16 protein-coding genes and 2 tRNA genes are annotated in these 23,928 nt (G+C 58.1%); 3 read left to right on the top strand and 15 right to left on the bottom strand.

The annotated features are described in order from the left end of the window. Window positions 1-49: 49 nt before the first annotated feature. The 7 genes from DBY20_02355 to DBY20_02325 all read right to left on the bottom strand — a co-directional run bounded on the left by DBY20_02355 (window position 50) and on the right by DBY20_02325 (window position 11,182). On the bottom strand, window positions 50-1,462 hold the full coding sequence (locus DBY20_02355; GenBank protein PWL79652.1) for an amidase: 1,413 nt from the start codon (window positions 1,460-1,462) through the stop codon (window positions 50-52). Window positions 1,463-1,661: 199 nt separating this feature from the next. Beyond that, complete coding sequence (locus DBY20_02350) at window positions 1,662-2,435, bottom strand: oxidoreductase (protein PWL79602.1); 774 nt, start codon at window positions 2,433-2,435, stop codon at window positions 1,662-1,664. A gap of 2 nt (window positions 2,436-2,437) precedes the next feature. Next, a complete protein-coding gene (locus tag DBY20_02345; GenBank protein ID PWL79601.1) occupies window positions 2,438-5,050 on the bottom strand; it encodes a dehydrogenase in 2,613 nt (870 codons plus the stop codon). 63 nt (window positions 5,051-5,113) lie between these two features. Then, window positions 5,114-6,595 carry an amidase gene (locus DBY20_02340; GenBank protein ID PWL79600.1) on the bottom strand — a complete coding sequence of 494 codons (1,482 nt, stop codon included), beginning with the start codon at window positions 6,593-6,595 and terminating at the stop codon, window positions 5,114-5,116. Window positions 6,596-6,718: 123 nt separating this feature from the next. Then, window positions 6,719-8,128 carry a hypothetical protein gene (locus DBY20_02335; GenBank protein ID PWL79599.1) on the bottom strand — a complete coding sequence of 470 codons (1,410 nt, stop codon included), beginning with the start codon at window positions 8,126-8,128 and terminating at the stop codon, window positions 6,719-6,721. Window positions 8,129-8,196: 68 nt separating this feature from the next. Next, window positions 8,197-8,427, bottom strand: a complete 231-nt coding sequence (locus tag DBY20_02330; protein ID PWL79598.1) for a hypothetical protein — start codon at window positions 8,425-8,427, stop codon at window positions 8,197-8,199. A 76-nt stretch (window positions 8,428-8,503) separates the two neighbouring features. Beyond that, on the bottom strand, window positions 8,504-11,182 hold the full coding sequence (locus DBY20_02325) for a hypothetical protein (GenBank protein PWL79597.1): 2,679 nt from the start codon (window positions 11,180-11,182) through the stop codon (window positions 8,504-8,506). A gap of 368 nt (window positions 11,183-11,550) precedes the next feature. On the opposite strand from DBY20_02325, the gene DBY20_02320 reads away from it, so the two are divergent. Beyond that, on the top strand, window positions 11,551-12,597 hold the full coding sequence (locus DBY20_02320) for an inorganic phosphate transporter (GenBank protein ID PWL79596.1): 1,047 nt from the start codon (window positions 11,551-11,553) through the stop codon (window positions 12,595-12,597). 16 nt (window positions 12,598-12,613) lie between these two features. On the opposite strand, the gene DBY20_02315 is transcribed toward DBY20_02320, so the two are convergent. From DBY20_02315 to DBY20_02300, 4 genes are all read right to left on the bottom strand, one after another. Then, on the bottom strand, window positions 12,614-13,456 hold the full coding sequence (locus DBY20_02315; GenBank protein PWL79595.1) for an EamA family transporter: 843 nt from the start codon (window positions 13,454-13,456) through the stop codon (window positions 12,614-12,616). Window positions 13,457-13,525: 69 nt separating this feature from the next. Beyond that, on the bottom strand, window positions 13,526-16,717 hold the full coding sequence (locus DBY20_02310; protein PWL79594.1) for a hypothetical protein: 3,192 nt from the start codon (window positions 16,715-16,717) through the stop codon (window positions 13,526-13,528). A gap of 14 nt (window positions 16,718-16,731) precedes the next feature. Then, the gene (gene cydB, locus DBY20_02305) at window positions 16,732-17,742 is read right to left on the bottom strand and encodes a cytochrome d ubiquinol oxidase subunit II (protein PWL79593.1); all 1,011 of its coding nucleotides are present in this window, start codon (window positions 17,740-17,742) and stop codon (window positions 16,732-16,734) included. After that, the gene (locus tag DBY20_02300) at window positions 17,739-19,139 is read right to left on the bottom strand and encodes a cytochrome ubiquinol oxidase subunit I (GenBank protein PWL79592.1); all 1,401 of its coding nucleotides are present in this window, start codon (window positions 19,137-19,139) and stop codon (window positions 17,739-17,741) included. Before DBY20_02300 ends, cydB begins: the two co-directional genes overlap by 4 nt. A 140-nt stretch (window positions 19,140-19,279) precedes the next feature. Between DBY20_02300 and DBY20_02295 the strand changes: the two genes are divergently transcribed. Further along, window positions 19,280-19,356: transfer RNA gene (locus DBY20_02295), tRNA-His, on the top strand. Between the two features lie 53 nt (window positions 19,357-19,409). Then, window positions 19,410-19,485: transfer RNA gene (locus tag DBY20_02290), tRNA-Lys, on the top strand. Window positions 19,486-19,593: 108 nt separating this feature from the next. On the opposite strand, the gene DBY20_02285 is transcribed toward DBY20_02290, so the two are convergent. The 4 genes from DBY20_02285 to DBY20_02270 form a co-directional block, all read right to left on the bottom strand. Then, window positions 19,594-20,715, bottom strand: a complete 1,122-nt coding sequence (locus DBY20_02285) for a lactate dehydrogenase (protein PWL79591.1) — start codon at window positions 20,713-20,715, stop codon at window positions 19,594-19,596. A 261-nt stretch (window positions 20,716-20,976) separates the two neighbouring features. Beyond that, window positions 20,977-21,993, bottom strand: a complete 1,017-nt coding sequence (gene hypE, locus DBY20_02280) for a hydrogenase expression/formation protein HypE (GenBank protein PWL79590.1) — start codon at window positions 21,991-21,993, stop codon at window positions 20,977-20,979. Between the two features lie 12 nt (window positions 21,994-22,005). Then, window positions 22,006-22,506 (bottom strand): DNA mismatch repair protein MutT, encoded by a 501-nt coding sequence (locus DBY20_02275; protein PWL79589.1) that lies wholly within the window; start codon window positions 22,504-22,506, stop codon window positions 22,006-22,008. Between the two features lie 33 nt (window positions 22,507-22,539). Then, window positions 22,540-23,922, bottom strand: coding sequence for a signal recognition particle protein (locus DBY20_02270; protein PWL79588.1), 1,383 nt, complete (start codon window positions 23,920-23,922; stop codon window positions 22,540-22,542). Between the last annotated feature and the right edge of the window lie 6 nt (window positions 23,923-23,928).

The raw sequence follows: 23,928 nt of genomic DNA, 5'->3' as shown, positions 1-23,928 counted from the left end.
CACTCGGGAAAATCGCCGATATGGCGACCTCCCCAAGTGTTTCATGTGCCTAGGATGTTTTCAGATTCCTCCTAGCCGTAATGTCGTACATGCCCCTCCACGGATTGACTCGCTCATAAGCCGCACTTGCCGCGATGAGGTCGAGTTCCCCGAAACGCCTGGAAATCAACTGCAGGCCAACCGGGAAGCCATCCTTCGAGAGGCCAGCCGGAATGGATGCTGCGGGGTTACCCGTAAAGTTGCAGAAGAACGTGAGCCCGAAGCCGCAGAGCGGATCGCTCTTCACACCGCAGATCTTTGCAGGGCCCAAGGTGTTGCGATTGGCATCGTTCTTGACCGGATGGCATGCGCACGTCGGCGAGACGATGAGGTCATAGTCCTGGAACGCCCCCTGAATCTGGTCGAAGACCTCGGTGCGGATCACCTCATCGTCATGGAAGTCGACATACCCACGCTTGTACGAGTCTTCGACCCACCAGATGAACTCGTCGGGCAGGTCGTCTGCATGATCACGCAAAAGATCTATCCCCATTGCCTTGATCTCCTCGACAGAACCGAGACCACCCGAAATGGTGATCATGCGACACCACGACTCGGCGAGCTCGAAAGCGGAGCGCTTGAAGTCGAAGCTCACAGGCTCGACGATGGCGCCGGCGTCTTCGAACTTCGCCGCCGCGCTCTCGCATATGGCGGCGATTTCCGGCTCGACCGGGAAGATGCCAAAGTCGGGCGTGAAGCCGATTCGCATGCCCTTGATAGATGCATCAAGAGCGGCAATATAGTCGCGGTCACCGAAGTCGATGCTGTTGGGATCGAAGGAATCGTAGCCCGCCATCGCCTGTAAGGCGTAGGCGGCGTCCTTCACGCCACGCGATATGCTGCCCGGAAAGCAATATGGATGACAGGTGCCGTAGGCGTTCGGCCTCGGTGCTCCACCCACCGTGCCATTTCCAGGCTTGAAACCATAGCATCCGCACCAGGCAGATGGGATACGTATGGATCCGCCTCCGTCAGATCCTTCGGCGATGAGCAGGATGCCGTCACCGACCGCGGCTGCCGAGCCGCCAGAGGAACCGCCCGAGTTATATCCGGGCTTGAACGGGGTGCTCGTGGGGCCAAACATTTTGTTGTCGGTCGTTCCGCGAAACGCGAATGACGGAGCGTTGGTCTTGCCAATCATGATGGCGCCCTCGTCGTTCATCGCGCCCGTATAGCTGCCCCAGTGATCATCGATGAGGTGCGAAAGTGCCCTGACACCGCCGGTCGTTCCCGGCCATCCCGGTATACCGGGAATGAAATCCTTCGCAGCGGTCGGAATGCCGAAGAAGGCGCCACTTGCCTCGCCGCGGGTGAGCTTTTCGTCCTCCTCCCTTGCCTTAGCGCGTGCCTCGTCGTAGTTGGTGTAGACGAAGGCGTTGATGGACGGATTGCGCTCGTCAATCGCCTTGATCGTCTCCTCGATTACCTCAGAGGGCGACACCTTCATGTCCTTGATGTCAGCGGCCAGATCGACCGCGCTTACGTACTCGTCGCTTATCATGGAAATCTCCTTCGCTCCTCAAAACCAAGCAGATACCCTGCGCATTTGTCTAGTTACGACAAGAGGGGGGGGCACAAAGCATTGTGCTCCGTGCCCCCTCCATGGAACATAGCAGCGAACCTTACGCTGCGGGCACGTCACCGATGTTCACGTCGAGCTCTGTCGCATCGGCGTCATAGGTCTTGGCATCCTTGCCGGGGACCTGATAAATGACCTGATAGGCAGCAGGCTCGACCTGGTCGAACATGAAATCGCCAAACTCGTCGGTCTTCTGCTCGGCAACCGTGTTGCCGCTCGCGCTCACGAGTTTCACGTCAGCGCCGATGACGACCTCGCGCTCGTCAAAATCGACGACACAACCGGTCACGAAGCGCTTGGGCAAGTTGCGATACCAGACGCGCGAGCCTTCGACGAGCTGCTCGGCACCCTCAAGATCGAGGTCCGCGACATCGCCAAAGCTCAAAGCCTTGGTGGGGCAGGAGTCCACGCAGCGCGGAACCTCCCAGCCATCATCGAGCAGATGAGCGCAGCCCGTGCAGGTCTGCGGAATCTGGAGCTTCTCGTTCCAATACACGCCCTCGAACTCGCAGAGGTCCTTGCGACCCTTCGCTTTTTCGGGATTGATGTACATGAGCCCGTCGGCACGCTCCACGATGGCATCGCCAGCCGCAGAGGCGAGGGCATCGCTCTGGCCACCGATGTGCGGAACGTACGTGATGCGCGTCTTGGGAACCGTGCCGCGCACCTTCTCCTCGACTTTGCACCAGAATTGTCCGGTCAAGGGCTGTTCAGCGGCATAGGGCAGCCAATCGGTGCCGCAATGCTCGTCCTTGCAGGCAATCTGGCAGTTCATGCAACCGTTGCATCTGGCAACGTCAATGACAAATGCTTTCATTACTAGCCCTCCACAATCCAGCTGTCGGGAATCTGACCGAATTCGGGATCATAGGCACGACCCCACTCCTCCGGACGCTCCTTGGCCATCTCGATGACATCGACTTTCTTCACGCCAACGAGGTAGCTGTTGGTCACCTCACCAGCGCAGTTCTTGGACGTCGTCGCAGACGGGCAAATCAAGTTGTTCGCACCACCGCGGTCAAGGCCGCCAACACCGGTCTCGATCTCGTCCTCGCGTGCGCCGTGATCCTGGGAAACGCAGCCGGGCATGATGCGCTCGGAAATGATGACGCCACCGAGCACCGTGCCGCGCTCGTTATACAAAGCGGCGATATCGCCATCCTCGAGGCCGAGCTTGGCGGCATCGACCGGATTCACGTACAACGGCTCGTACAGGTAGCCATCAGGACCCGTGACCTTGCCCGTCGAAAGCTCGTGGAACCAGGGAATGTCATCGTGGTTGGCATGCACGCGCCAGCGCGGATGGTTGGTGACGAGCAGGAACGGATAGTCCTTCGCACGCGGGCTTGAAAGACGATCGTCGTGCCCGTCGAGCGGCTCCTCGATCCAGCGTGCAATGGGGCCACGCGCCGTGTCGTCGGGGAAGACCTGCGCAAGCGACTCGGAATAGTACTCGATCAGACCAGATGGCGTGGAAAGCGGATTTGCCACGGGATCCTCGTAGAACCCAATGAGGCCATGCGGCATATCCTCCCAGTCCTCGCGCGTCGGAAACAGCTTGAAACGATCCTTCTTGAATTGCTCGAAGTCGGCATTCTCGCCGTCCTCGATGCCGGACTCGCGAAAACCCTTCTCGATCCAACCCATGACATCGCGACCTTGGGTGTAGCGCTCGTACAGGTTCTCGTAGTTGCCGCCAAGCTTCTCGAGTGCTTTTGCGACGGAACACACGGCTTCGTAGTCGCTGCGCGTGTCGCCGATGGGGTCGATTGCCCGGCCCTCGTACGCGATGGCGTTCCACTGGCCACTGCGCACGTCAACGTTGAAGTCCTCGGTCTCGAACAGCGTGTTGGTGGGCAGGATGATGTCGGCGAACTTGGTGTCGTTCTCGAACCAGGGGTGCTGCACCAAGATGAAGTCGAGCTCGGGGTCGCGCATGGCCTCCTGGAAGACGTTGCCGCCCTGCCAGCAATTCGACCAGCATGGCGCGTCCGACCAGATCATGCGCACGCCCTTGCCCTCTTCCGGCTCCCACTCGAACGGGATGAACTGGTCGACGGTGGCAATGCCGGCGATGACATGACCATGCCACTCGAGCTTCTTTTCGGTAATGGCTTTGGGGATGAGCGTTTTGGGGATGAACGGCTCGGACAGGTCCATAGTCGCGCCACGGTAGGCACCCTCGACGCTCGGAAGCACCGAGCAACTGGGCAGGGGGTTCCACGTAGGCATGTCCATGAGCTGCCACTCGATCATCTGGAACTGGTTGACACCCGGCTGGCCCACGCCGCGCATGCCCAGCAGGTAAATCTCCATGCGTGCGGGCTCATGCGAGAAGGCCGCGCGGATGTAGCCGCCGCCGTTGCAGTGGGCAACGGAAACCTTCCTGCTCGCCCAATAGCGAGCCAACGCCTTGATGCGGTAGTCGGGTACACCGCACTTCTCGGCCGCCCAGGCCGGCGTCTTCTCGATGCCGTCCTCGCCGCGGCCCATGACGTAGTCCTCGAACTTCTCAAAGCCGACGGAGTGCGTGACGATGTAGTCCTTTTCGTACGTGCCCTCAGTCAGCCACACATGGGCGATGGCGAGCTGTAAGGCGACATCGGTATTCGGCAGGACCGGAATCCACTTGTCGGCATGAATCGCAGCACCATAGTTGAGGTCAGGGCACACGTAGACCTGCTTGACGCCGATGTCGGTGAACCAATACGAGATGAGGCTCGACATCTGACCGCCCCAGCCCCACGGCGTGGTCTCGGGATCGCCACCCCAGACAAAGACGGCGTCGGTATGCTCGGCGATATCCTTGATGACGTTGTTGGTGATGGTCTGCATGCCGACGGGATCCATGCCCCAGACATGTTTGGCGCCCCAATACCAGCCCTCCCAGGAGTCTGGCTGACGAGCCTGCTTCAGAAAGCCACCCGTGAGCGCCAGCAAGTTGGTCTGGCAACCATGCGCCGCGTGAATGGTCTTGGTCTCGCCGTGGCCGTCTGACTGCGCATAGATGGAGAACGGTCCGCACTCATCCTGAATCCTCTTGATCTCGGCCGCGATGATGTCACAAGCATCGTCCCAGGAGATGCGCTCGTACTTGGAGATGCCACGGTTCTGCGGATTGCGCTCGCCGTTAGGATCCCAATCGATGCGTTTCAGTGGATACGGGATGCGGTTCTTGGAATAGGCACGCATCTTGTATGCTGTTGCCAGCGGCGGCGGACAACTTGCCATACCTGGCTCGAGCACGTGCCCGTTCTTCTCGATCTTCCAGTAGTTCAGATCTTCGGGCTTGTAGAGCTGATCATAGTGTAGCGGTCTGATGCGAGCGACCTTTCCGTCCTTCACATCGACCTCAGTGATGTTCGCGCCCATTCCAAACCCGCAGAATCCGATGCACTTGATCACTGACTTGTCTGTAGTCTTCTCAGACATCGCTTGTCCTTTCATTCAAACAAAGCGCGCCCGTCGGCAAGGGCGGGCGCGTCTGGTCTTTCTCTAAAGTGTGCGGTTCTTCGTAACCTCGTAATCCACTGCCCACGGGTTAACGCGCTCGTAAGCCGCACTAGCCGAGAGCAGGTCGCGCTCGCCGTAACGGTTGCCGATAAGCTGCAGGCCAACTGGGAAGCCGTCCTCGGAAAGGCCGGCTGGAATGGAAGCTGCCGGGTTGCCGGTGAAGTTGCAGAAGAACGTAAGGCAAAAGCCGATGAGCGGCTCGGTCTTCACACCGTTAATTGTCGAAGGGCCAACGGTATTGCGATTGGCATCGTTCTTGACCGGATGGCATGCGAGGGTTGGCGAGAGGAGGAGGTCGTAGTCCTGGAATGCCCCCTGGATTTGGTCGAAGACCTCAGTACGGATGACCTCGTCATCGTGGAAGTCGACATACCCACGCTTGTAGGCATCCTCGACCCAGTAGATGAGCTCATCGGGCAGATCATCTGCGTGGTCACGCAGAAGGTCGATACCGCCGGCCTTGAACTCCTCGATCGTTCCCAGGCCACCCGAAATGGTGATCATGCGGTCCCATGCCTCGGCAAGTTCGAAGGCGGAACGTTTGAAATCGAAGGTGGCTTGCTCGACGATGGCGCCTGCGTCCTCGAATCTCTTCGCGGCTGCCTCGCACATGCGTGCGATCTCGGGCTCGACCGGAAAGATACCGAAGTCGGGCGTGAAACCGATGCGCATACCTTTGATGGATTTATCGAGCGCGGCAATATAGTCGCGATTGCCGAAGTCGATGCTGTTGGGATCGAAGGGATCGTAGCCCGCCATCGCCTGTAGTGCATAGGCCGCGTCCTTGACCGTGCGGGATATCGTTCCATCCCAACAGTACGGATGACAGGTGCCATAGGCGTTCGGACGCGGGGCGCCGCCAATGATGCCATTGCCCGCTTTGAAGCCATAGCAGCCACACCAGGCAGCCGGGATTCGGATGGAACCACCACCATCGGTGCCCTCGGCTATGAGCAGGATGCCGTCTCCGACGGCAGCTGCCGAACCACCCGATGATCCGCCGGAATTGTATCCGGGCTTGAAGGGTGTGCTCGTAGGACCGAACATCTTGTTGTCACAGGTACCACGGAATGCGAGAGAAGGCGAGTTCGTCTTGCCAATCATGATCGCACCTTCGTCGTTCATGGCGCCCGTGTAGCTGCCCCAATGATCGTCAATCATGTGAGAGAGGGCCTTGATGCCGCCAAACGTGCCGGGCCAGCCCGGAATGCCGGGGATGAAGTCCTTCGCGGCGGTCGGAACGCCAAAGAAAGCTCCACTCGCCTCGCCACGGGCAAGTTTGTCATCTTCGGCCTTGGCCTTCTCGCGCGCCTCGTCATAGTTGGTGTAGACGAAAGCGTTAATAGATGGGTTACGTTCGTCAATCGCCCTGATGGTCTCCTCGACCACTTCCGAAGGTGCGAGCTTCTTGTCCCTGATATCCGAGGCAAGGTCAACGGCGCTCAGGTATTCGTCGGTAATCATGTTGTGCTCTTTTCCCTAAATTGATCCGACCCCTCGCATGACCAGTTCGGAACATGTTCGGGGCCGGGACCCTTTCGCTGCCTCGCAGCGATTACGATAAATGACGGAATCCGACTTCCCGTCTTATGCCAAGCCCATGGCAGTGCAGATGAGCGGCAGCACGATGGAGACCATCAGAATGGCCGCAACGCTGGGAATCCAGCCAACCTTGAGCTCGTCGAATGGCGAGAAGTACTTGCGCTCGTTCGAATAAGCGACATACACGCATAGATCAAGTGGCAGGAGGAACGCCGCGGATGAGAACACGGCGCACATGAAAATCGCCGCGGTGACATTGCCGCCCAAGCTGATAACTAGGCCGCAGACGGGAATCGTGATGAGGCCGGCAACAGCAGCGCCGGCGGGAAGGATGTTGTGGACGACGCAGGCAAAAACCGCGACGAGAATCATGACGATGACCACAGGCAGACCCATAAGGGGCGCAAACGCCGTATTGACGAGCCAGACCATAGCGCCCGTCGCGATGAAGCCAGCAACAAAGCAACCGACGGCCCAGTTGAGCATGACAACCGACCAGGGGCTCTCTTCGCACCACTTCTTGAACGAGACGCACTTGAACGGCGGCAGGAACATGAGGAACAGGGCAAACAGGCCGATGACCGTCATGTCGAGCTGCGGGAACCACGAACCGGCAATCCACAGGGCCAAGGTGACGACGATAACGAGCATGCCCCAGATTTCGTCCTTGCCAAAACCGGAGATCTCGGAGCGCTCCTTCTGGATGCGCTCGATGGCCTCGTCGCTGATGGGCTCGGGCTTGAAGATCTTGACGATAGTGAACCAGGCGATGGGTAGAAGAACGATGTTCATGATGATGCCAAGCACCATCCAGTTTGCAAACGTCACGGTGATGCCGAACGCCTGCTCGGCAAAGCCCATGGCAAGAATATTCACAACGCTACCCACGGGGGTAATCCAGCCACCAATGTAGGATGCAAACGCGATGCCGAGCACGAGGGCCTTGGCCAAATTGGACTTGTTGCCCCACGGGGTCTTATTCTCATCCAGAATTCTGTACGCAAACGGAAGCATGACGATGACGAGAACGAGGTCATCGATAATCAACGAAAGAAGTGCCGTCGCGAGCATCAGGCCCGCGAGCACCTTCTTGGAATCATGCTTTGCCCACTTCAAGATGAAGGCGATGATGCGTAACGAAATGCTTGAGTATTGCACGAATAGTGCAAATGCGAAGCACGGCAAGCAGACAATCATGGCAACGCTTACACCGCTTGCCCACGTCTCTCCCGAAGCCAGAATACCCATCAGGGGAACAGCCGCGGCAAATGCCCATGCCGTTACGACAATGGGGATAGGCTCGCAAATCCACATGATGACACAGGCTACCAGAATGCCGAGCAGCATCTTGCCTTCGAAAACAAGCCCTTCCGGAGTTGGGAGAAGGTACGTCACGATTACAATGAGTATCGAAATCGCAGTTATCCCCACCTTAAAAGGTAGTTTTTCCCTCATTTTGCCCTCCAATTTGAATTGAAATAGATGGACTCAAGATGAGCATCCCTAGTCAGCTGCCTCTATCATCACGTAGCACACATGAAAGCGGAGTAGTCCCCATGGACGATTGACGGCACCTGACGCTTCCTCCCCTCTCCGTGGGATGTCTCACGTTCCGAAACATGCGTCGAGACGAACTTGTCCATTCCTTTCGACGCGTTTACGTTGACGAGGATATCGAGGGCAAAATGAAACAAGAACGCCCTAAACGTACCAATCAACGGGATAAGAGCGTGGGTACCTTCCGGGGTGCTCATCAGGGCCCAATCGCGCCAAAAGGGTAAGGAAAACCATTACCTCTCGCTGGAAAGCCTAGCCATCCTACAAGTCGAACTAATCAGCTTCCCGCTGACTAATGCCATGGGTCAGCCCTTCGAGCGCCTCTGTCTTGTTGCGGACTCCCATCTTGGCATATATGTTGGAAAGGTGCTTCTTTGCCGTGTTGATGCTGATGGAAAGCGTTTCGGCAATCTCGTTGCGCGAAAGCCCCATGTTGAGCAGGCGCAGGACCTCAATCTCGCGAGCGGTGAGCATGTATTCGCTCTCCAAAAATGCCGTGCTCTCGTCTGCAGTCTCCCTCTTGTCGGAACTCTCCGCCTCGAAGTGCAGCAGCACGTCTTTGACATAGGTTCGCAGAACGCCACCTAGCTTACGTGTCGTCGAATACTCACGGAGCAGCTGCTTCATGGGGGCTCCGCCGTTCAATACGGTGCGCATGTAACCATGCAAGCGGGCAATCCGGAGAAGTTCGTTGAGGGAGGTGATGGCCAAGGCGCTCTCACCCATATCATTGAGAATCAAGGTCCTCTCAACAAGCGCGATAACGACCATGCGATTGAAATCTCGCTCAAGCGCCCGACCTATCATGGCATCGAGTAGCTCGACTACTTCAGCGTCACCCCCTTGCAGCCTTAAGGCAAATGCGCGAATAGCGTCGAACAGCAAGGTGCCAAAGATGTCGCTCTCTCTTAGATGGAGCGCGAACTTGTTTTCTATGAGTTGCAGCTCGTTAAGATCGCCCCGGTGCAGGGCAATCTGCGCCTGGAGAAAGTAAGCCGAGAGCAGAGCCGCACGAGGAACGTTTCGATACTTCTCCCCTTGCAATATTGCCTCGGTAATTACCTCGAAAGCCGTGGAGGAACTGCCTGATGTCAAATGCCAGGAGGCGTGGCTCGTCATTATGTCGAGATACAGATCAATGTGACGATAGCAAGAGAGGCCGTCTTCGGATATGCGAAGCAATTCCGGTACCCGGTTCACGTCATCTCGCTCTATGAGGATACGCGCGAGAAGCGCACAGGCCGCTCCGTATATTGCGAAATCCGGCGGACATTTCTTGAGAAGGCTCTCGCAGCAGCGCTCCGCCTTGCCATGCTCTCCGCAATAATAGAGATTGACTGCATTGGTGTATTCGTTGAAGACAAGCTGATGGATGGTCTGATCGACGCTCGCACTCGCCTGCGCCTTTAGATAGTAGTCCATCGCCTGAACATAGTCTCCGATATACGAATAGGCCTCTCCCTGAGACTGATTGATCATGCTGAGCAACGACGGAGTTATGGGCCAGCTTCCATCTTGCAGCTCCTCGCAAAGAAGCAACGCCCCCTCACCGTCACCCTCCATCGCCAGATATTTCATGGAAAGGCATTTCATGGCGAAAGCGGCCATTTCGGGTGAGGTCTCCTGCGTCACGACTCCGCTTTCGATGAGCTTCTCGAAGACCCCCATCCACAAGTCCGCGTCCTCAAGACGCGCGTAGGTCACGCAAGACCAGACGGCCATCAGACAAAGAAACGGTGAAGTGGGGACAGATGCGGCAGGGGCCCGACACATCCACGCAAAGGAGTCCATGGACATATCCGGACGCACGAGCCCGCTTGTCGCCTCCACGAGCCCCTCTATATAGTCCAAATCTCCCGACATGCTGAGGTACTTTACAGCCTCATCGGGATAACCATTGTCATGAAACCATTCCGCCGCATTGAGGCAAAGGCCTCGTAACTCACTCATGTTGAAACGCTTCAGCTCATATCGGAGCATGTCCAGGAACATGGGATGAAGCCGATACCACTCGTTTTCGTAATCGCAGTTCATGATGAATACGTTGGCTGCCAGCAGTCTATCGAATCTCTCGATTGCCACGGCTGAACCGAAGACAAACGCGAGGAGGGAGCGATTGATTTTCTCGAACAAGGACACCCGAATGAGGAAATCAACGTCGTCTGGAGGCAGATCGGAAAGAATGTTGCATGTAAAGTAGTCACGCACTAGGTTGTTTTTCCCGTTTATCACCCCTTTGATTCCCATTGTCTCGTTTCGCGCGATTGCCTGGGCACGCAGTTTGATGCCCTGAATCCAACCTTCGGTATCACGATACGCTTCGACGATGAGCTCATCGGAAAAGGCGCTCCCACACGAATCCCGAACCAGTTCTTCAGCCTCGGCTTGCGTGATGGTGAGATCCCTGGCCTCGAATACGTGTTCGCCATATTTGAAGGCTGCCGTTTTAAAGCTCTCGAGAAACTCCCGCGTGCCTACAACAAAATGATATTCGGGAGGAGCCTCGAAACAGAAACGCAGGAAATCGTCGATGAGAGAAAGCGAGCTTATTCGGTTAAAGGCATCGAAGAAAACAAAGCGCTCGTCTTTGACTTCTCCGCGATGCTGAAACAGGATATCCGCCAGCGACTCTCCGTCACCGGCAAGTTCGTTATGCTCTGCTCCGGGACAAAACGCGCTCTCTCCAAACGAAGCATGAACGTGAGCCCAGAATTGCGTCGGGTCTGACAAGGCCGGATCGATGCTCAGCCAACTTGCACTGTGTCCCTCCTGCCTCAGTATCTCGCTCAATTCGCACATGGCTACGGTCTTTCCATATCCGCTTGGAGCGTGAAGAAAGGTAATGCGCTGATCGCAGACTGCGCGTCTTAGCTCTTCAATCAAAGGGCGATTCATCACGAGATTCGAAGGTAGCATAGGCTCTATGAGTCTTGCATGAATAATCTGGTCCATCGATTACCCCTTCCCCCAAGGCTCAGGAGCACGCATGGTAACTAACTTAAGTTATCAAGGAGAAGCATAATAGAAATCATCCGAATGGGGTACTTTTCACGGGTTATTCAAAGGGTAATACAAAGGATAAGATTGGACTGGCTTTCGTAGAGGGGAGATTTCTCGACTCCGCTGCCTGGCGGCAGCTTCGCTCGAAATGACAGAGGGGGACGCTTCGCGCCTCCGCTCGAAATGACAGAGGCAGAGAAGGACTCGGTCAGGCCCAGGTCGCCACATTCGCCCCGGAATACCGATTCTCGTCAGGCGAATCTACGGTAGAATACCTTGGGCACATTTCGGTGCCCCTTCCCGACAGAATGGACGAGTAGATGGACCTGACGCTTCCGGTGTTCATTGCGCAAGCGGGCGCTCATCCCGCGCTTATCGTCATTCTCGTCCTCGTTATCGGCGTCACTGTTATCTCGGGTGCGACCGATGCTCCCAATGCCATCGCTTCAGCCGTTTCGACGCGCTGCCTCAAGCCGGGCACGGCCCTGATTCTGGCGGCCATCTTCAACTTTGTCGGCCTCGTGGGCATGACATATATCTCCACGGCCGTAGCCCATACCATGTTTAACATGGTCAACTTCTCGGGTAACACGCACCAAGCACTTATGGCCCTTATAGCCGCGATGATAGGATCCATAGGTTGGGGCTTTTTCTGCTGGTATCGGGGCATTCCCGCGTCAAAGTCCCATTCGCTTATCGCCGGTGTCACCGGTGGCGCCATCGCCATGAACGGGCTGGCCGGCGTCGTCGTCAGCGAATGGATGCTCGTCATCTACGGCATGCTCTTCTCGCTCATCGCAGGGTTTGCGTTGGGCTGGGTCAATACCAGGATCATCGAGTTCTTCTTCGCCCACGCAAACCGCGGCAAGGCCAACAAGGTCTGCGTGGTCCTTCAGGACATTTGCGCATGCGCGCTCTCGTTCTTGCACGGTGCACAAGATGGCCAGAAGTTCATGTCAATCGGTCTTTTGGGTATCGCACTCGCATTCGACATGCAGACGAGCGGTGCGACGGAGTTTCCGTTGTGGCTCATGATCTTGTGCTCGCTTGCCATATCGCTCGGTACGCTCGTCGGCGGTAAGCGCATCATCAAGTCGGTCGCAATGGACATGGTCAAGCTCGAGAAGTACCAGGGCGTGGCGGCATCGGCGACGACGGTCATCACGCTCTTCATTGCATCCATCACCGGCATGCCGGTCTCGACCTCGCATTGCAGTACGGCGGCCATCATGGGCGTCGGTGCCTCGAAGAACCCCAAGCGCGTCAAGTGGGACGTTGCCAAGAGCATGGTCGCGGCATGGCTGCTCACCTTCCCCTGCTGCGGATTCATCGGCTGGGCACTCGCGCAGATCTTCATGCTCTTCTAGCAGTTTCGAGCAGACACTACCCAGTGCGCGCCGCATAGACGTTATAGGCAGTTGCCGCGCCAACCACCAACACCGCACCAAAAATGGAGATGGGGCCTATGGTCTCCCCCACCACGATTGCGACCAGAATCGGATTGAGCAACGGTTCGATAGTCGAGGTGAGCGAAGCCGTCACGGGAGAAACCACATCAAGGCCCTTGGAGAGGAAAAAGTATGCGAAGCCGAGCTGGACGACACCGAGCACGACGATTGTCACCAAGATCTCGGGCGTGAAGAGCGTCTCTTGCGGATAGAAGGGGATGCCGGCGACAAAGCACGCCGCAAAGCCTAGTATCGCCGCGCACTCGAAATCGCACTCGGGTGACTCCTTGAGAAGGAACACGCCCGCATAGGCAACGCCGGAGACAATCGCAAGAATGTTTCCCAACATACCGCCAGCATTAAGACTGTCATAGAAGAAGCAGGCAATACCGGCGATTACGACGAAACTCGCCACAACGGCGCTCCGGCGCGGCCGCGAGCGAAAGATGATCCAAGCCAGCAAGATGACCCAGATGGGTTCGGTAAACTGCAAGACGATCGCGTTTGCGGCCGTCGTGAGCTTGTTGGCGATGACGAAGGTCTCGAGCATGGCGAAGTCGAGCACGGCACCGCCGATGATCTGCTTGTTGACGTGGAAACGCCTGCCCGTCGCACGCAGGTAGAGATACATCGGGATGATCGCGAAGATGCAGCGGGCGCCATTGATGCTGATGGGATTCCACGGAATGACCTTGATGAGCACGCCAGCGAGCGAGAAGCACACGGCGGATATCAGAACGTACGCAAGTCCTCTTCTGTGGCTAATGGCGGTTGACATACCGTATGCGTCATTCCAAACGCAGCTCGCGCACGGGCCCGCCCCGCATGCCGGGACAGGCCCTGGACGCTATTCGCTGCGCAACGCCTCGACGGGATCGCGGCGGGCGGCATTCATGGCGGGCACGAGGCCGGCGATGAAGGTCAAGAAGACGCTGATGAGGATGAGGATGAGTGCGGCAGTGATGGGCAGCGCAAGGATACCCGAGATGTTCATCATTGCGAGCACGATGGCATTCACGGGCAGCGATACCAGCGTCACGAGGAGGACGGCGAAGACGCCGGACATGAGGCCCTCGATGACCGTCTCGGCGTTGAAGATGTTGGCGACGTTGCCCTTGCTCGCGCCCATGGCGCGCAGGATGCCAATCTCCTTCTTGCGCTCGAGGACGCTGATGTAGGTGATGATGCCAATCATGATGGAGCTCACGACGAGCGAGATGGAGACGAAGGCGATGAGCACCATGGAGATCATATCGATGATGTTGGTGACCGAGCTCATGAGCGCGCCCATGATATCGGAGTAGGAAATGGTCTTGTTCTCCTCGCCCGAAGCCTCCATATCCGTGTTGTACTGGTCGATGATGTCCTCGACGACCTGCTTGTCATCGAAACTCTTGGCGTAGATGCTTATGGTGATCGGGTCTGCGATGTCGGCATAGCCCAGGGTCTGCAGGTTGTTCTCGTAGCTCAGGTCATTGCTACGCGCGAGGTTCATGAACATGGAAGTGAGTTCGTCCTGGTCCATGTTGACGGTGATGGAGCGCGCGAACATGCTCGGGTCGACCGAGACTGCCGAGCCCATGGCGCTCGAGAGAGCGCTGGCCATGGAGCTTGCCAGGCTCGTAGTGTAGCTCTGCAACATGGTTCCCATCTTCGTCTGCAGGTACGGCACGAGCTGCCCGGTCATATACTCGTTCATCTTCTTCTGGATGGCATCGGTAAAGACCTTCTGGAGTTGCTCGCTGGAGCCGGACATGCCCGATACGATGCCCGTTGCCGTCTGATTGATGATGGTCCTGTAGGCATCAGATTGCTGATAGGCACTCCATGCCCCAGGCAAATCCGCCATGCTGCCAGGATTGCTGCTCACGTACTGCATGAAGCCCATGACGACTCCGCTGCTCATTTGACCCAGGCTCTGCTCGAGAGCCGCCACCTGGCTTGCGGAGGGCATGCCCGCCGAGGCGTCGATGTCAAGGTCGCTGAAATCCGGTGCGGGGATATCCGCGAACATATTGCTCGTGTCGAGGCTTGCGGCCGCGCCGCTCATCGCGCTTGCCATCGCCGCTTCGATGGCTGCGCTGTCAACGTTGAAGGCGCGTGCCATCATGTTCTGGTCGATGCTGAACAGCGAGCCCATGTCGAAGGATGACTCCGCGTCGTCCTTGAGCGACTCGAAGGTCTTACCCGTGAAGATATCGACATCGGGCTCGGCCATCTGAGCCTCGACCACGGGCGATGAGGCCGCCTGCTCGATGAGATGCAGAACGAGCTCATGGCGATACCCGATGCCCTCGTCCATGGACGTCGACGATGCAGTCGCGCTTGGCTTTATGATTCCCACGACCTTGAGGTCGAGGCCATCGGCGATTTGCGCCTTCATGTAGCCATCGTCGTCACTTCGGTCGACCCACGTCGAGCCAGAGGATGCCCTGGTGTACATGTCGCACTCGTTCACGACCTTGAACGTGAGTGCCAGCGCCTCTTCCTGCGTGAACTCGACGTTAGTGTCGGGAACATCGAGCTCCTCGGAGGCAAGGGCATCCATGAGGAGGTCGTTGAGCTCGTCAGGATCGAGGATACCCAGCGAGTAGAGCGTGTAATCGCTGATGCCGCCGTTCTTGTTGAGCACCAGCACGCACTCATCGTAGTTTGCGGGCCACGCACCGGCGACGATGTCGTATTGCTCCTCGAGAAGCTTCTGATCGTCGAGCATCTCCTGGAACGAGCTCGCGGAGCCCATCATGGTCGAGAACATGCCGGCGGAATTGATGTCATTGGACATAATCGAGGACAGAGCGCCGGGATTGAGCTGCTTGATACCAGCGGAGGTGTCGGACTTGTAGATTTGGGGAGTGATGCCGTAGCCGTAGACGATGGCGTTCACGTAGCGGTTCACATCCCCACCGTCCGCTTCGAAGAAGGAGCGCAGGGACTTGAGGTCGTTCGTCTTCACGTCCGTCAAGACGTCGGCCATGATGGTGGACTCCGGAATGACTCCCTCGGCGACGTCGGCTTCACCATCGCCATGCACGTAGTCACCCGCCTGCATCATGATGGAAGTCACGTCAAAACTCGATTGCGTGATAGTGAGCGGCGTGGACGACAGCGTATCCTCCTCCACCTTGGCGATGTAGTTGTTGACGCCATTGGAAAGCGCAAGGATGGCCGCAATGCCGATGATGCCGATGGAACCCGCAAACGCCGTGAGAAAGGTGCGGCCTTTCTTGGTCATCAGGTTGTTGAAGGAAAGCGCGAGCGCCGTGAGAAACGACATGGACGCATGCTTCTTATGGCCATCAGTCACCTTGTTGCGCTGGCTTGCGGCAAGCTTGGCAGTTTGTTCGTCTGCCTTGCTCGGCTCGAAGGGGTTGCTATCATCGGAAATGCGTCCGTCGTGCAGCTTGACAATGCGATTCGCATAATCGTAGGCCAGCTCGGGGTTATGCGTGACCATGATGACGAGGCGGTCACTCGCGATCTCTGACAGCAGGTCCATGACCTGGATGCCCGTCTCGGTATCGAGTGCGCCCGTGGGCTCGTCTGCCAACACGATGTCGGGGTCGTTCACCAGGGCTCGGGCGATGGCGACGCGTTGCATCTGGCCACCGGAAAGCTGGCTGGGCTTTTTGTTGGCATGTTCCGCCAAGCCGACACGCTCGAGCTCGGCCATGGCCCGTGCTCGGCGCTCCTCGCGCGACACGCCCGTGAGCGTAAGCGCGAGCTCGACATTCGAAAGCACCGTCTGATGCGGAATGAGGTTGTAGCTCTGGAAAATGAAGCCGATGTGATGGTTGCGGTAGGTATCCCAATCGGCGCTTGAGTAGTCCTTGGTGGACGTACCGTTGATGATGAGCTCGCCGGTATCGGCATGATCAAGACCACCCAGTATGTTGAGCAGGGTGGTCTTGCCAGAACCCGACGGCCCGAGGACGGCGACAAACTCGTTGTCTCGGAACGATATCGAGACATCATCGAGCGCCTTTTGCTCGAAATCGCCGACCCTGTAGGACTTGCGCAGGTGCTTGAGCTCGATCATGCAAATACTTTCTTCTAGCCTTCCTCCACCTTGATGGTGCCGCGGAAGGTACGGTAAATAATGACATGATATATGGCGACCAGCGGAACGCCAATGCAGGCGATGATGGTCATCACCGTAAGTCCATAAGTGCTCGCAGCTGCGGTGAACAGGTCAATGGATGGACCGGGGCCCGTGGAGACGACGAGATTGGGGAACATGGCGAGCACGAGAGCGAAGACGAGCGCCACGCAGACAGCCGAGTTCGCACCAAAGGCAAGCCAGTTCTTGCCACGACCAGCCGCCAGGAAGCCAACGACAATAGCAGCGACCAGTATGCAAGCAACGAACACGAGGAACGGGAAGGCGGGACCTTCGCCCTGAGGAAAGCCGATAAAGGTGAAGAACATGACGGAGACGGCCACGACGAGAATGGCCGTGACAATCTGGCCGGCAACGCGCGCCGTGACGGCACGCTTATGCAGCTCCGTGCCCGTCTCGATCTTTGCCGCAAGCCAGCAGGCGCCCTGCGTGACGATCGTCGCCAAACCGAGCAGACCGCAGACGAGCGGGAACGGCGTGAGCAGGCCGAAGAAGGAGCCGATGTAGTTACCGGCAGCATCAAGCGGGACGCCCTGCAGGCAATTGCCCAGCGCGACACCGAAGAGCAGCGCGGGAACGAGCGATCCCACAAAGAAGAGCGCATCCCAAAGCTTCTGCCACTTGGGATCATGCGCGCGGAACTCGAGGCTCACCGCGCGGATGATAAGGCCAAAGAGCACGAGCATGATGGCCAGGTAGAAGCCGGAAAACACGGTCGCATACGCAGGAGCGAATGCAGCAAAGAGTGCGCCACCTGCGGTAAGCAGCCAAACCTCGTTGCCATCCCAAACGGGACCGATGGAGGTCATGAGAGCGCGTTTCTCGCCCGGAGTCTTGGCGATGAACGGCGAGAGCACACCTGCGCCAAGGTCGAAGCCATCGAGAACGTAATATGCGCAGATCAGCACTGCGATGATGATGAACCAGAGAATGGGGAGCGTCATGCCACATCACCTTCCTGCGCATCGACGACGGGTGCATCTTTGGCCTCGGGCAAGCACTTTTCGGGACCGCTCTTGACGATCTTGGAGAAGATGCGCGCCCATGCGATGAAAATCACCAGATAGATGATGATAAAGAGGCCAATGGTGAGAAGAAGCTGATCGGCTGGCACTGACGGACTGATGGCATCAAGCGTCTTGAGTTCGCCCGTGACGATCCACGGCTGCCTGCCAACCTCGGCCGTTGCCCAGCCAAACTGAATGGCGAGGAATGGCGCGATCCAGAGAAAGAGCATCAAGACATAGGGCCAGCGTTTAGTCTTGAGCTTCTTGCCAAAGGCCATGACAAGGGCAAGCAGGACAGCCAACGCAATGACGCCCATCATGACGATCATGATGTGATAGGACTGGAAGGTAATCTGTACCTCGGTTGCCGTGGGAGTGCTGCCAGGATCGGCGGCCTCTATGTCATTGAGGCCAGGATACTCGGCATTGAAGTCACCTGCGGCGAGGAATGAGGTCAGGCCCGGAATCGAAGGGCCAATGACCGTGCCGTTCTCGGTATCGACGATGCCAAACAAGTACATGGGAACAGGCTCGGTCTCGTACTGACCTTCCATCGCGGCGAGCTTGGTAGGCTGCTCGTCGGCGACGACCTGAGCCTGCATGTGCGCGACAGGCATCATGAGCACCATGCACACAAGCGTGACGATGGCACCCCAACGCATCATCTTCGTGACGAACTCAGGATTGCGACCTTTGATGTGGTAGTACGCGGCAATCGCCATGGCGATGAAGGCGCCGAAGATAAGCAGCGCGAGAATCGTGTGCAGATAGGTTGGAATGGTCTGCGGGTTGAAGGCCGCGGCAAAAAAGTCGGTAATGATGGCCTTCTTGCCATGAGCCGTCTCGACAACCTCGAAGCCGGCCGGGGTCTGCATCCAGGAGTTCGCGATGAGAATCCACAGGGCCGAGAGCATGGAACCTACCCACACAAGCCAGGCGGAGACCACGTAAAACTTGGGAGATACGCGCTTACGCCCAAAGAGGAGCACGCCGAGGAAGCACGACTCGAGGAAGAACGCGAGCAAGGCCTCAGCCGCGAGCGGCGAGCCAAAGATGTCACCCACGAAGCGGGAGTAGTTAGCCCAGTTGGTACCGAAGCTAAACTCCATCGTGATGCCCGTCGCAACGCCAACCGTGAAGGTGAGCGTAAAGATCTTGACCCAGAAGCGGGCATCCGCCTCGTCCTTGGGATCACGCGTCTTGTAGGCACGCGTCTGGGTAAGTGCAACGAACAGACCCAATCCAATGGACAGCGGCACGAACAGGAAGTGGAATATGACGGTCAGCGCGAACTGAAGGCGCGACAGAAAGACCACGTCGCCAAATAATTCCATGTGTCCTCCTTCAGGAACCTTGGGTAACGCCAGTTACCCCTCCCCTCTCACAAGTTTTCCATCTTACTCCTATTAGCGTTTGTAGGCGCTGGGAAAATCCGCTATACTCTCGCCTTGCGCATCGACGCAGGAAGCTCACGGTGGGTATAGCGCAGTTGGTTAGCGCGCCAGATTGTGGCTCTGGAGGTCGAGGGTTCGAATCCCTTTACCCACCCCATTTTCCTGCTTGGGCGTACGGCGATTTCGTGTATAATCCTTTTTCGCTGTGACGGACCGGTAGCTCAGCTGGCAGAGCAGGGGACTCTTAATCCCAAGGTCCAGGGTTCGAACCCCTGCCGGTCCACCATGAAACGCAAGGGCTCGGAGTGTATGCTCCGAGCCCTTTTCATTGTAGTCACATGCGCAGGCAGGCTACTTCGCTTCGCAGCTTGCCTGCGTATGAGACGAGATGTTGTTAGCCCTCGAAGGGGAAGCGGTAATCCAAGCCGAGTTCGTCGCGAATCTGCGTCATCTCCTGCTCGACGGCAGCATTGACCGGGATGCCCTTGTCCTTGCGGTCGAGCCAGGCCAGGTGCTCCTTCTCGCCTGCCGTGTAGATGCGCTCTTCGCCGGGAGCTTTCTCGGACGCGCGTAGCTCGCGCGAGATATCGCCCGCGATCTTCCTAAAGGTGTCTTGTCCCATAAACGCATCGGGGTCGACCACGAAGAAGAAGTGCCCGAGACCGTACATCTGCGGATTGCCGTCGGAAGAGACACCCGTAAGCGCCTTCATGAACTCGCCGCCGGCGAGCGCCGCCGAGAGAATCTCGACCACGGTGGCATAACCGTAGCCCTTGTAACCGCCGAGATCCTCGCCGATGCCGCCAAGCGGGGCCAATGCCGCGTTGCCTTCGACGAGAGCCTTGAGGATCTCGTCGCTATCCGTCATGGCACTGCCGTCGCGACCGATGACCATGCCGGCCGGCGTGGGACTGCCCTCGCGGGCGTAGCGCTCGATCTTGCCGCGTTGCGAGATGGACGTGGCGCAGTCAAGGCAGAAGGGGAAGTCCTCGTCGGTGGGCAGGGCGAAAGTCAGCGGATTGGTACCGAGCATGTTCTCGACGCCAAAGGTCGGGGCGATGGAGGGACGGGCGTTGGTACCGGTGATGCCGATGAGCCCCTCGTCACTTGCCATCGTCGCCCAGTACCCCGCGATGCCGTAGTGCGTGGAGTTGCGGATCGCACCACCTGCCATGCCGAGCGTCTTGGCCTTCTCGATCAGGCGCTTCATCATCTCGTAGCTCGCCACCATGCCCATGCCGTCATGCGCGTCCATGACGAGCGTGGTGGGCGTCTCCTTCAGGATCTCGATGTTAGTCTTGGGCAGCAGCGTGCCGTTCTTGATGCGATCGAGGTATATGGGTTTGAAGCGATTGATGCCGTGACTTGCGATACCACGGCGGTCGGATTCGATGAGAACGTCGGTGCATATCTCGGCGTCTTCGCGGGGAACACCGTATGCCTCGAAGACATCGACCATGAAGTCGTGCATGAGGTCGAACGGAACGTAGGTTTGCGCGGTTTCTTCAGTGCTCATGGCTTGCTCCTCACCGTCATGAGTTGTCATTGTTCTTGGCAACGTATTATCGCATGGAGATGTGAAGAGCACGTGAGAGCGAAGCGCGACGCTTTCTCTGTGATGTCATCTCGACCGGAGGCGCCGCATGGTGGTGCCCTGAATTGTCATCTCGACCGGAGGCGCCGGAGTGGAGAGATCTCGCGGGGAGATTTCTCGACTCCGCTGCCTTCGGCAGCTCCGCTCGAAATGACAGAGGGAGACGCTCGAAATGACAGGGGGCTAGCAGATGCGAGGGAGTTGCTCGCCAACGAGCATGTCAAGGATGCGCTCGCTGCCAAAGGACGTGCGCAGATATACGCGGCCGTCGCCCTCGAGTACCTCGCCGATAATCGCCGCCTCGGCGCCATACTTATCCGCACGCATGGCCGCAAGCGCGGCATCGGCCGCCTCGGGTGCGCACACGCAGACCATCTTGCCCTCGTTGGCAACCTGGAAGACGTCGTAGCCAAGCATCTCGCAGGCGCCACGTACCTGATCATGCACGGGTACCTCATCCTCATCGACGCGAATGTCGACATGCGCCGTGCTCGCAAACTCGTTGAGCGTGGAGGCGAGACCGCCACGCGTGGGGTCTCGAAACGCGCGAACGCTCCCTGCCGGACATGCGTCGAGCACCGCAGCGATCATGTGGTTGAGCGGGGCGGCATCCGACTCGATCTGCGTCGAGAAGCTGAGCTCCTCGCGCGTCGAGATGATTGCGATGCCGTGGTCGCCGATGCTGCCGCTGACGAGGACCTTGTCGCCCGGCTTGATGTGCGATGCGGAGAGGTCAACCCCATCGCGTAGCTCGCCGATGCCGGCCGTATTGATGTAGATGCCATCGCCATGGCCACGGTTCACGACCTTGGTATCCCCCGTCACGATCTCGACACCAGCTTCCTTGGCCGTCGCCGCCATCGACGCGCACACACGTCGCAAGTCATCGAGCGGATAGCCCTCCTCGAGCACGAAGCCGCAGGAAAGGTAGCGTGGCGTGGCTCCGCTAGTCGCCACGTCGTTTACCGTACCGCATACGGCCAGATGTCCGATATCGCCACCGGGAAAGAAGTGCGGCGTCACCACGAAGGTGTCAGTCGAGAACGCAACGCGCCCGCCCGCGATGTCGAGCGTAGCCGCGTCATCGCCGCGCCGCAGCGTGTCGCCTGCATATGCCTCGAAGAACAGCTGCTCGATGATATCGCGCATCATCGTTCCGCCACTGCCGTGTGCCATTAAGACCGTATCGGTTTTCTGCATGATGTAATCGTCCTATTCGAAAATGGAGCTAACGCTGCTGTAATGGAGAAAAATGCCCTCGTCTGCCAAGGACTTGATTTTGGCCACATCGGCAAACGCGAAGTCCTCGACTTCCTCTTCCTGGACCGCGACCATGGACTCGTCGGCATCGAGTTCGAACTTGTAGACGACCATGAAGTAGTTGTTGTCGTCGTTCGGATCCTCGCGCTTGTAGGTGAGCACCTTCTCCGCCGCAACGTCAGAGACGTCCAGTCCCGTCTCCTCGGCGACCTCGCGACGCACCGCCGCTTCGGGCTCCTCGCCCGCACGCACGGCGCCACCGGGGAACTCCCACCAGCCGGCACCCCATGGCTTGTCCATCTTGCGCTGCGTGATGAGGTACTTTTTGTCAGGCCTCTGCACAACGCCCAGCACGGATACGTGGTATTCGCCGGGCTGCATGCTCCAGTTGTCGCGCTCCATGGTCTTGCCGGTCTTGTTCATATGCTCGTCGTAGATGTCCCACATCTCCATTGGCATTATTCGCCTTCCACGCAATTCTCTCGTCTACATCATGTTCTTGAGTTGGCTCAGGTCAATGTCACCCAGGCCGGGGATGCCCATACGCTTCCTGCCGCGCTTGCCCTTCTTGCCACCCTGGTTCATGGCGGTCATCATCTTCTTGACCTGCTTGCGCGTCTCGTTATAGCGCTTGATGAGCTGATTGACCTGCTGGATCGACATGCCGCAACCATCGGCGATGCGCTTGCGGCGCGAGCCGTTGAGCAGCGTCGGCTTGGCCCGCTCCTCCTTTGTCATCGAGTTGATGATCGCCTCGGTGCGATCGAGCTCGTGCTCGTCGACCTGTCCAGCGTTGAGCGCCTTGTCGCCACCGGGAAGCGCGCTCACGAGTTTTCCGAGACCGCCCATCTTGCGCGTCTGGCCGATGACTTGGAGGAAGTCATTGAAGTCGAAATCGGCGCGGGCGAGGCGCTCGGCCTCGGCGGCCTCCATCTCGCGGTCCTGGATCTCGATGGCGCGCTCGATGACCGAGACGACATCACCCATGCCGAGGATGCGCTTGGCCATACGATCGGGGTGGAAGATCTCGAGGGAGTCGGGGCGCTCGCCTGCGGAAATGAACTCGATGGGCTTGCCCGTGACCTCGAGGATGGAGAGCGCGCCACCACCACGAGCATCGCCATCCATCTTCGACATGATGACACCGTCGAAGTCGACCTTCTCGGCAAACGCCGCGGCGACGTTGACAACATCCTGACCGGTCATGGCATCGACGACCATAAGGATTTGATCAGGTTCGACCGCATCGCGTATGGCAACGGCCTCGTCCATCATCTCATCGTCCACATGCAAGCGGCCGGCCGTATCGACAATTACCACGTCACGCAGGTTATCGACAGCGTCGCGCACGCCTTCCGTGGCAATCTTGACAGGATCCTTGCCATCGCCGCGATAGACACGCACGCCCATTTCGTCACCGAGTGCCTGCAGCTGATCGGCGGCGGCGGGACGATACACATCGCATGCCACGAGCAGGGGATTGTGCCCCTGCTTCATCAGACGATAGGCAAGCTTGGCCGCAGCGGTCGTCTTACCCGAACCTTGCAGACCGACGAGCATAACCACGCCGGGGATGCGGCTGCCAAAGGTGAGCTCGGCGGTCGTACCACCAAGCAGCTCGGTAAGCTCGTCGAGTACGATCTTGATGACGTTTTGGCCCGGTGTGAGCGAGTCCATGACCTCGGCGGTCAGGCAGCGCTCCTTGACGCGGCGCGTGAAGTTCTTGACGACCTTGTAATTGACGTCTGCCTCGAGCAGCGCCATGCGTATCTCGCGGATACCTTCGTTGATGTCATCCTCGGTCAGGTGCCCCTTGGACCTGAATCCAGAGAACGCCTTTTGCAGCTTATCGGACAGACTCTCGAACATCATTGC

This window comes from Coriobacteriia bacterium, from assembly GCA_003149935.1.
Taxonomy (GTDB): Bacteria; Actinomycetota; Coriobacteriia; order Coriobacteriales; family QAMH01; genus QAMH01.
Note: the sequence above shows the minus strand (reverse complement) of the source record. Positions and strands in the feature narration are given on the sequence as shown.

What these genes read in the sequence shown, in the direction of transcription:
- DBY20_02350 (PWL79602.1), bottom strand. Translation starts at nt 2,435, where the DNA reads ATGAAAGCATTTGTCATTGACGTTGCCAGATGCAACGGTTGCATGAAC.
- DBY20_02345 (PWL79601.1), bottom strand. Translation starts at nt 5,050, where the DNA reads ATGTCTGAGAAGACTACAGACAAGTCAGTGATCAAGTGCATCGGATTC.
- DBY20_02340 (PWL79600.1), bottom strand. Translation starts at nt 6,595, where the DNA reads ATGATTACCGACGAATACCTGAGCGCCGTTGACCTTGCCTCGGATATC.
- DBY20_02335 (PWL79599.1), bottom strand. Translation starts at nt 8,128, where the DNA reads ATGAGGGAAAAACTACCTTTTAAGGTGGGGATAACTGCGATTTCGATA.
- DBY20_02330 (PWL79598.1), bottom strand. Translation starts at nt 8,427, where the DNA reads ATGAGCACCCCGGAAGGTACCCACGCTCTTATCCCGTTGATTGGTACG.
- DBY20_02325 (PWL79597.1), bottom strand. Translation starts at nt 11,182, where the DNA reads ATGGACCAGATTATTCATGCAAGACTCATAGAGCCTATGCTACCTTCG.
- DBY20_02320 (PWL79596.1), top strand. Translation starts at nt 11,551, where the DNA reads ATGGACCTGACGCTTCCGGTGTTCATTGCGCAAGCGGGCGCTCATCCC.
- DBY20_02315 (PWL79595.1), bottom strand. Translation starts at nt 13,456, where the DNA reads ATGTCAACCGCCATTAGCCACAGAAGAGGACTTGCGTACGTTCTGATA.
- DBY20_02310 (PWL79594.1), bottom strand. Translation starts at nt 16,717, where the DNA reads ATGATCGAGCTCAAGCACCTGCGCAAGTCCTACAGGGTCGGCGATTTC.
- cydB (PWL79593.1), bottom strand. Translation starts at nt 17,742, where the DNA reads ATGACGCTCCCCATTCTCTGGTTCATCATCATCGCAGTGCTGATCTGC.
- DBY20_02300 (PWL79592.1), bottom strand. Translation starts at nt 19,139, where the DNA reads ATGGAATTATTTGGCGACGTGGTCTTTCTGTCGCGCCTTCAGTTCGCG.
- DBY20_02285 (PWL79591.1), bottom strand. Translation starts at nt 20,715, where the DNA reads ATGAGCACTGAAGAAACCGCGCAAACCTACGTTCCGTTCGACCTCATG.
- hypE (PWL79590.1), bottom strand. Translation starts at nt 21,993, where the DNA reads ATGCAGAAAACCGATACGGTCTTAATGGCACACGGCAGTGGCGGAACG.
- DBY20_02275 (PWL79589.1), bottom strand. Translation starts at nt 22,506, where the DNA reads ATGGAGATGTGGGACATCTACGACGAGCATATGAACAAGACCGGCAAG.
- DBY20_02270 (PWL79588.1), bottom strand. Translation starts at nt 23,922, where the DNA reads ATGTTCGAGAGTCTGTCCGATAAGCTGCAAAAGGCGTTCTCTGGATTC.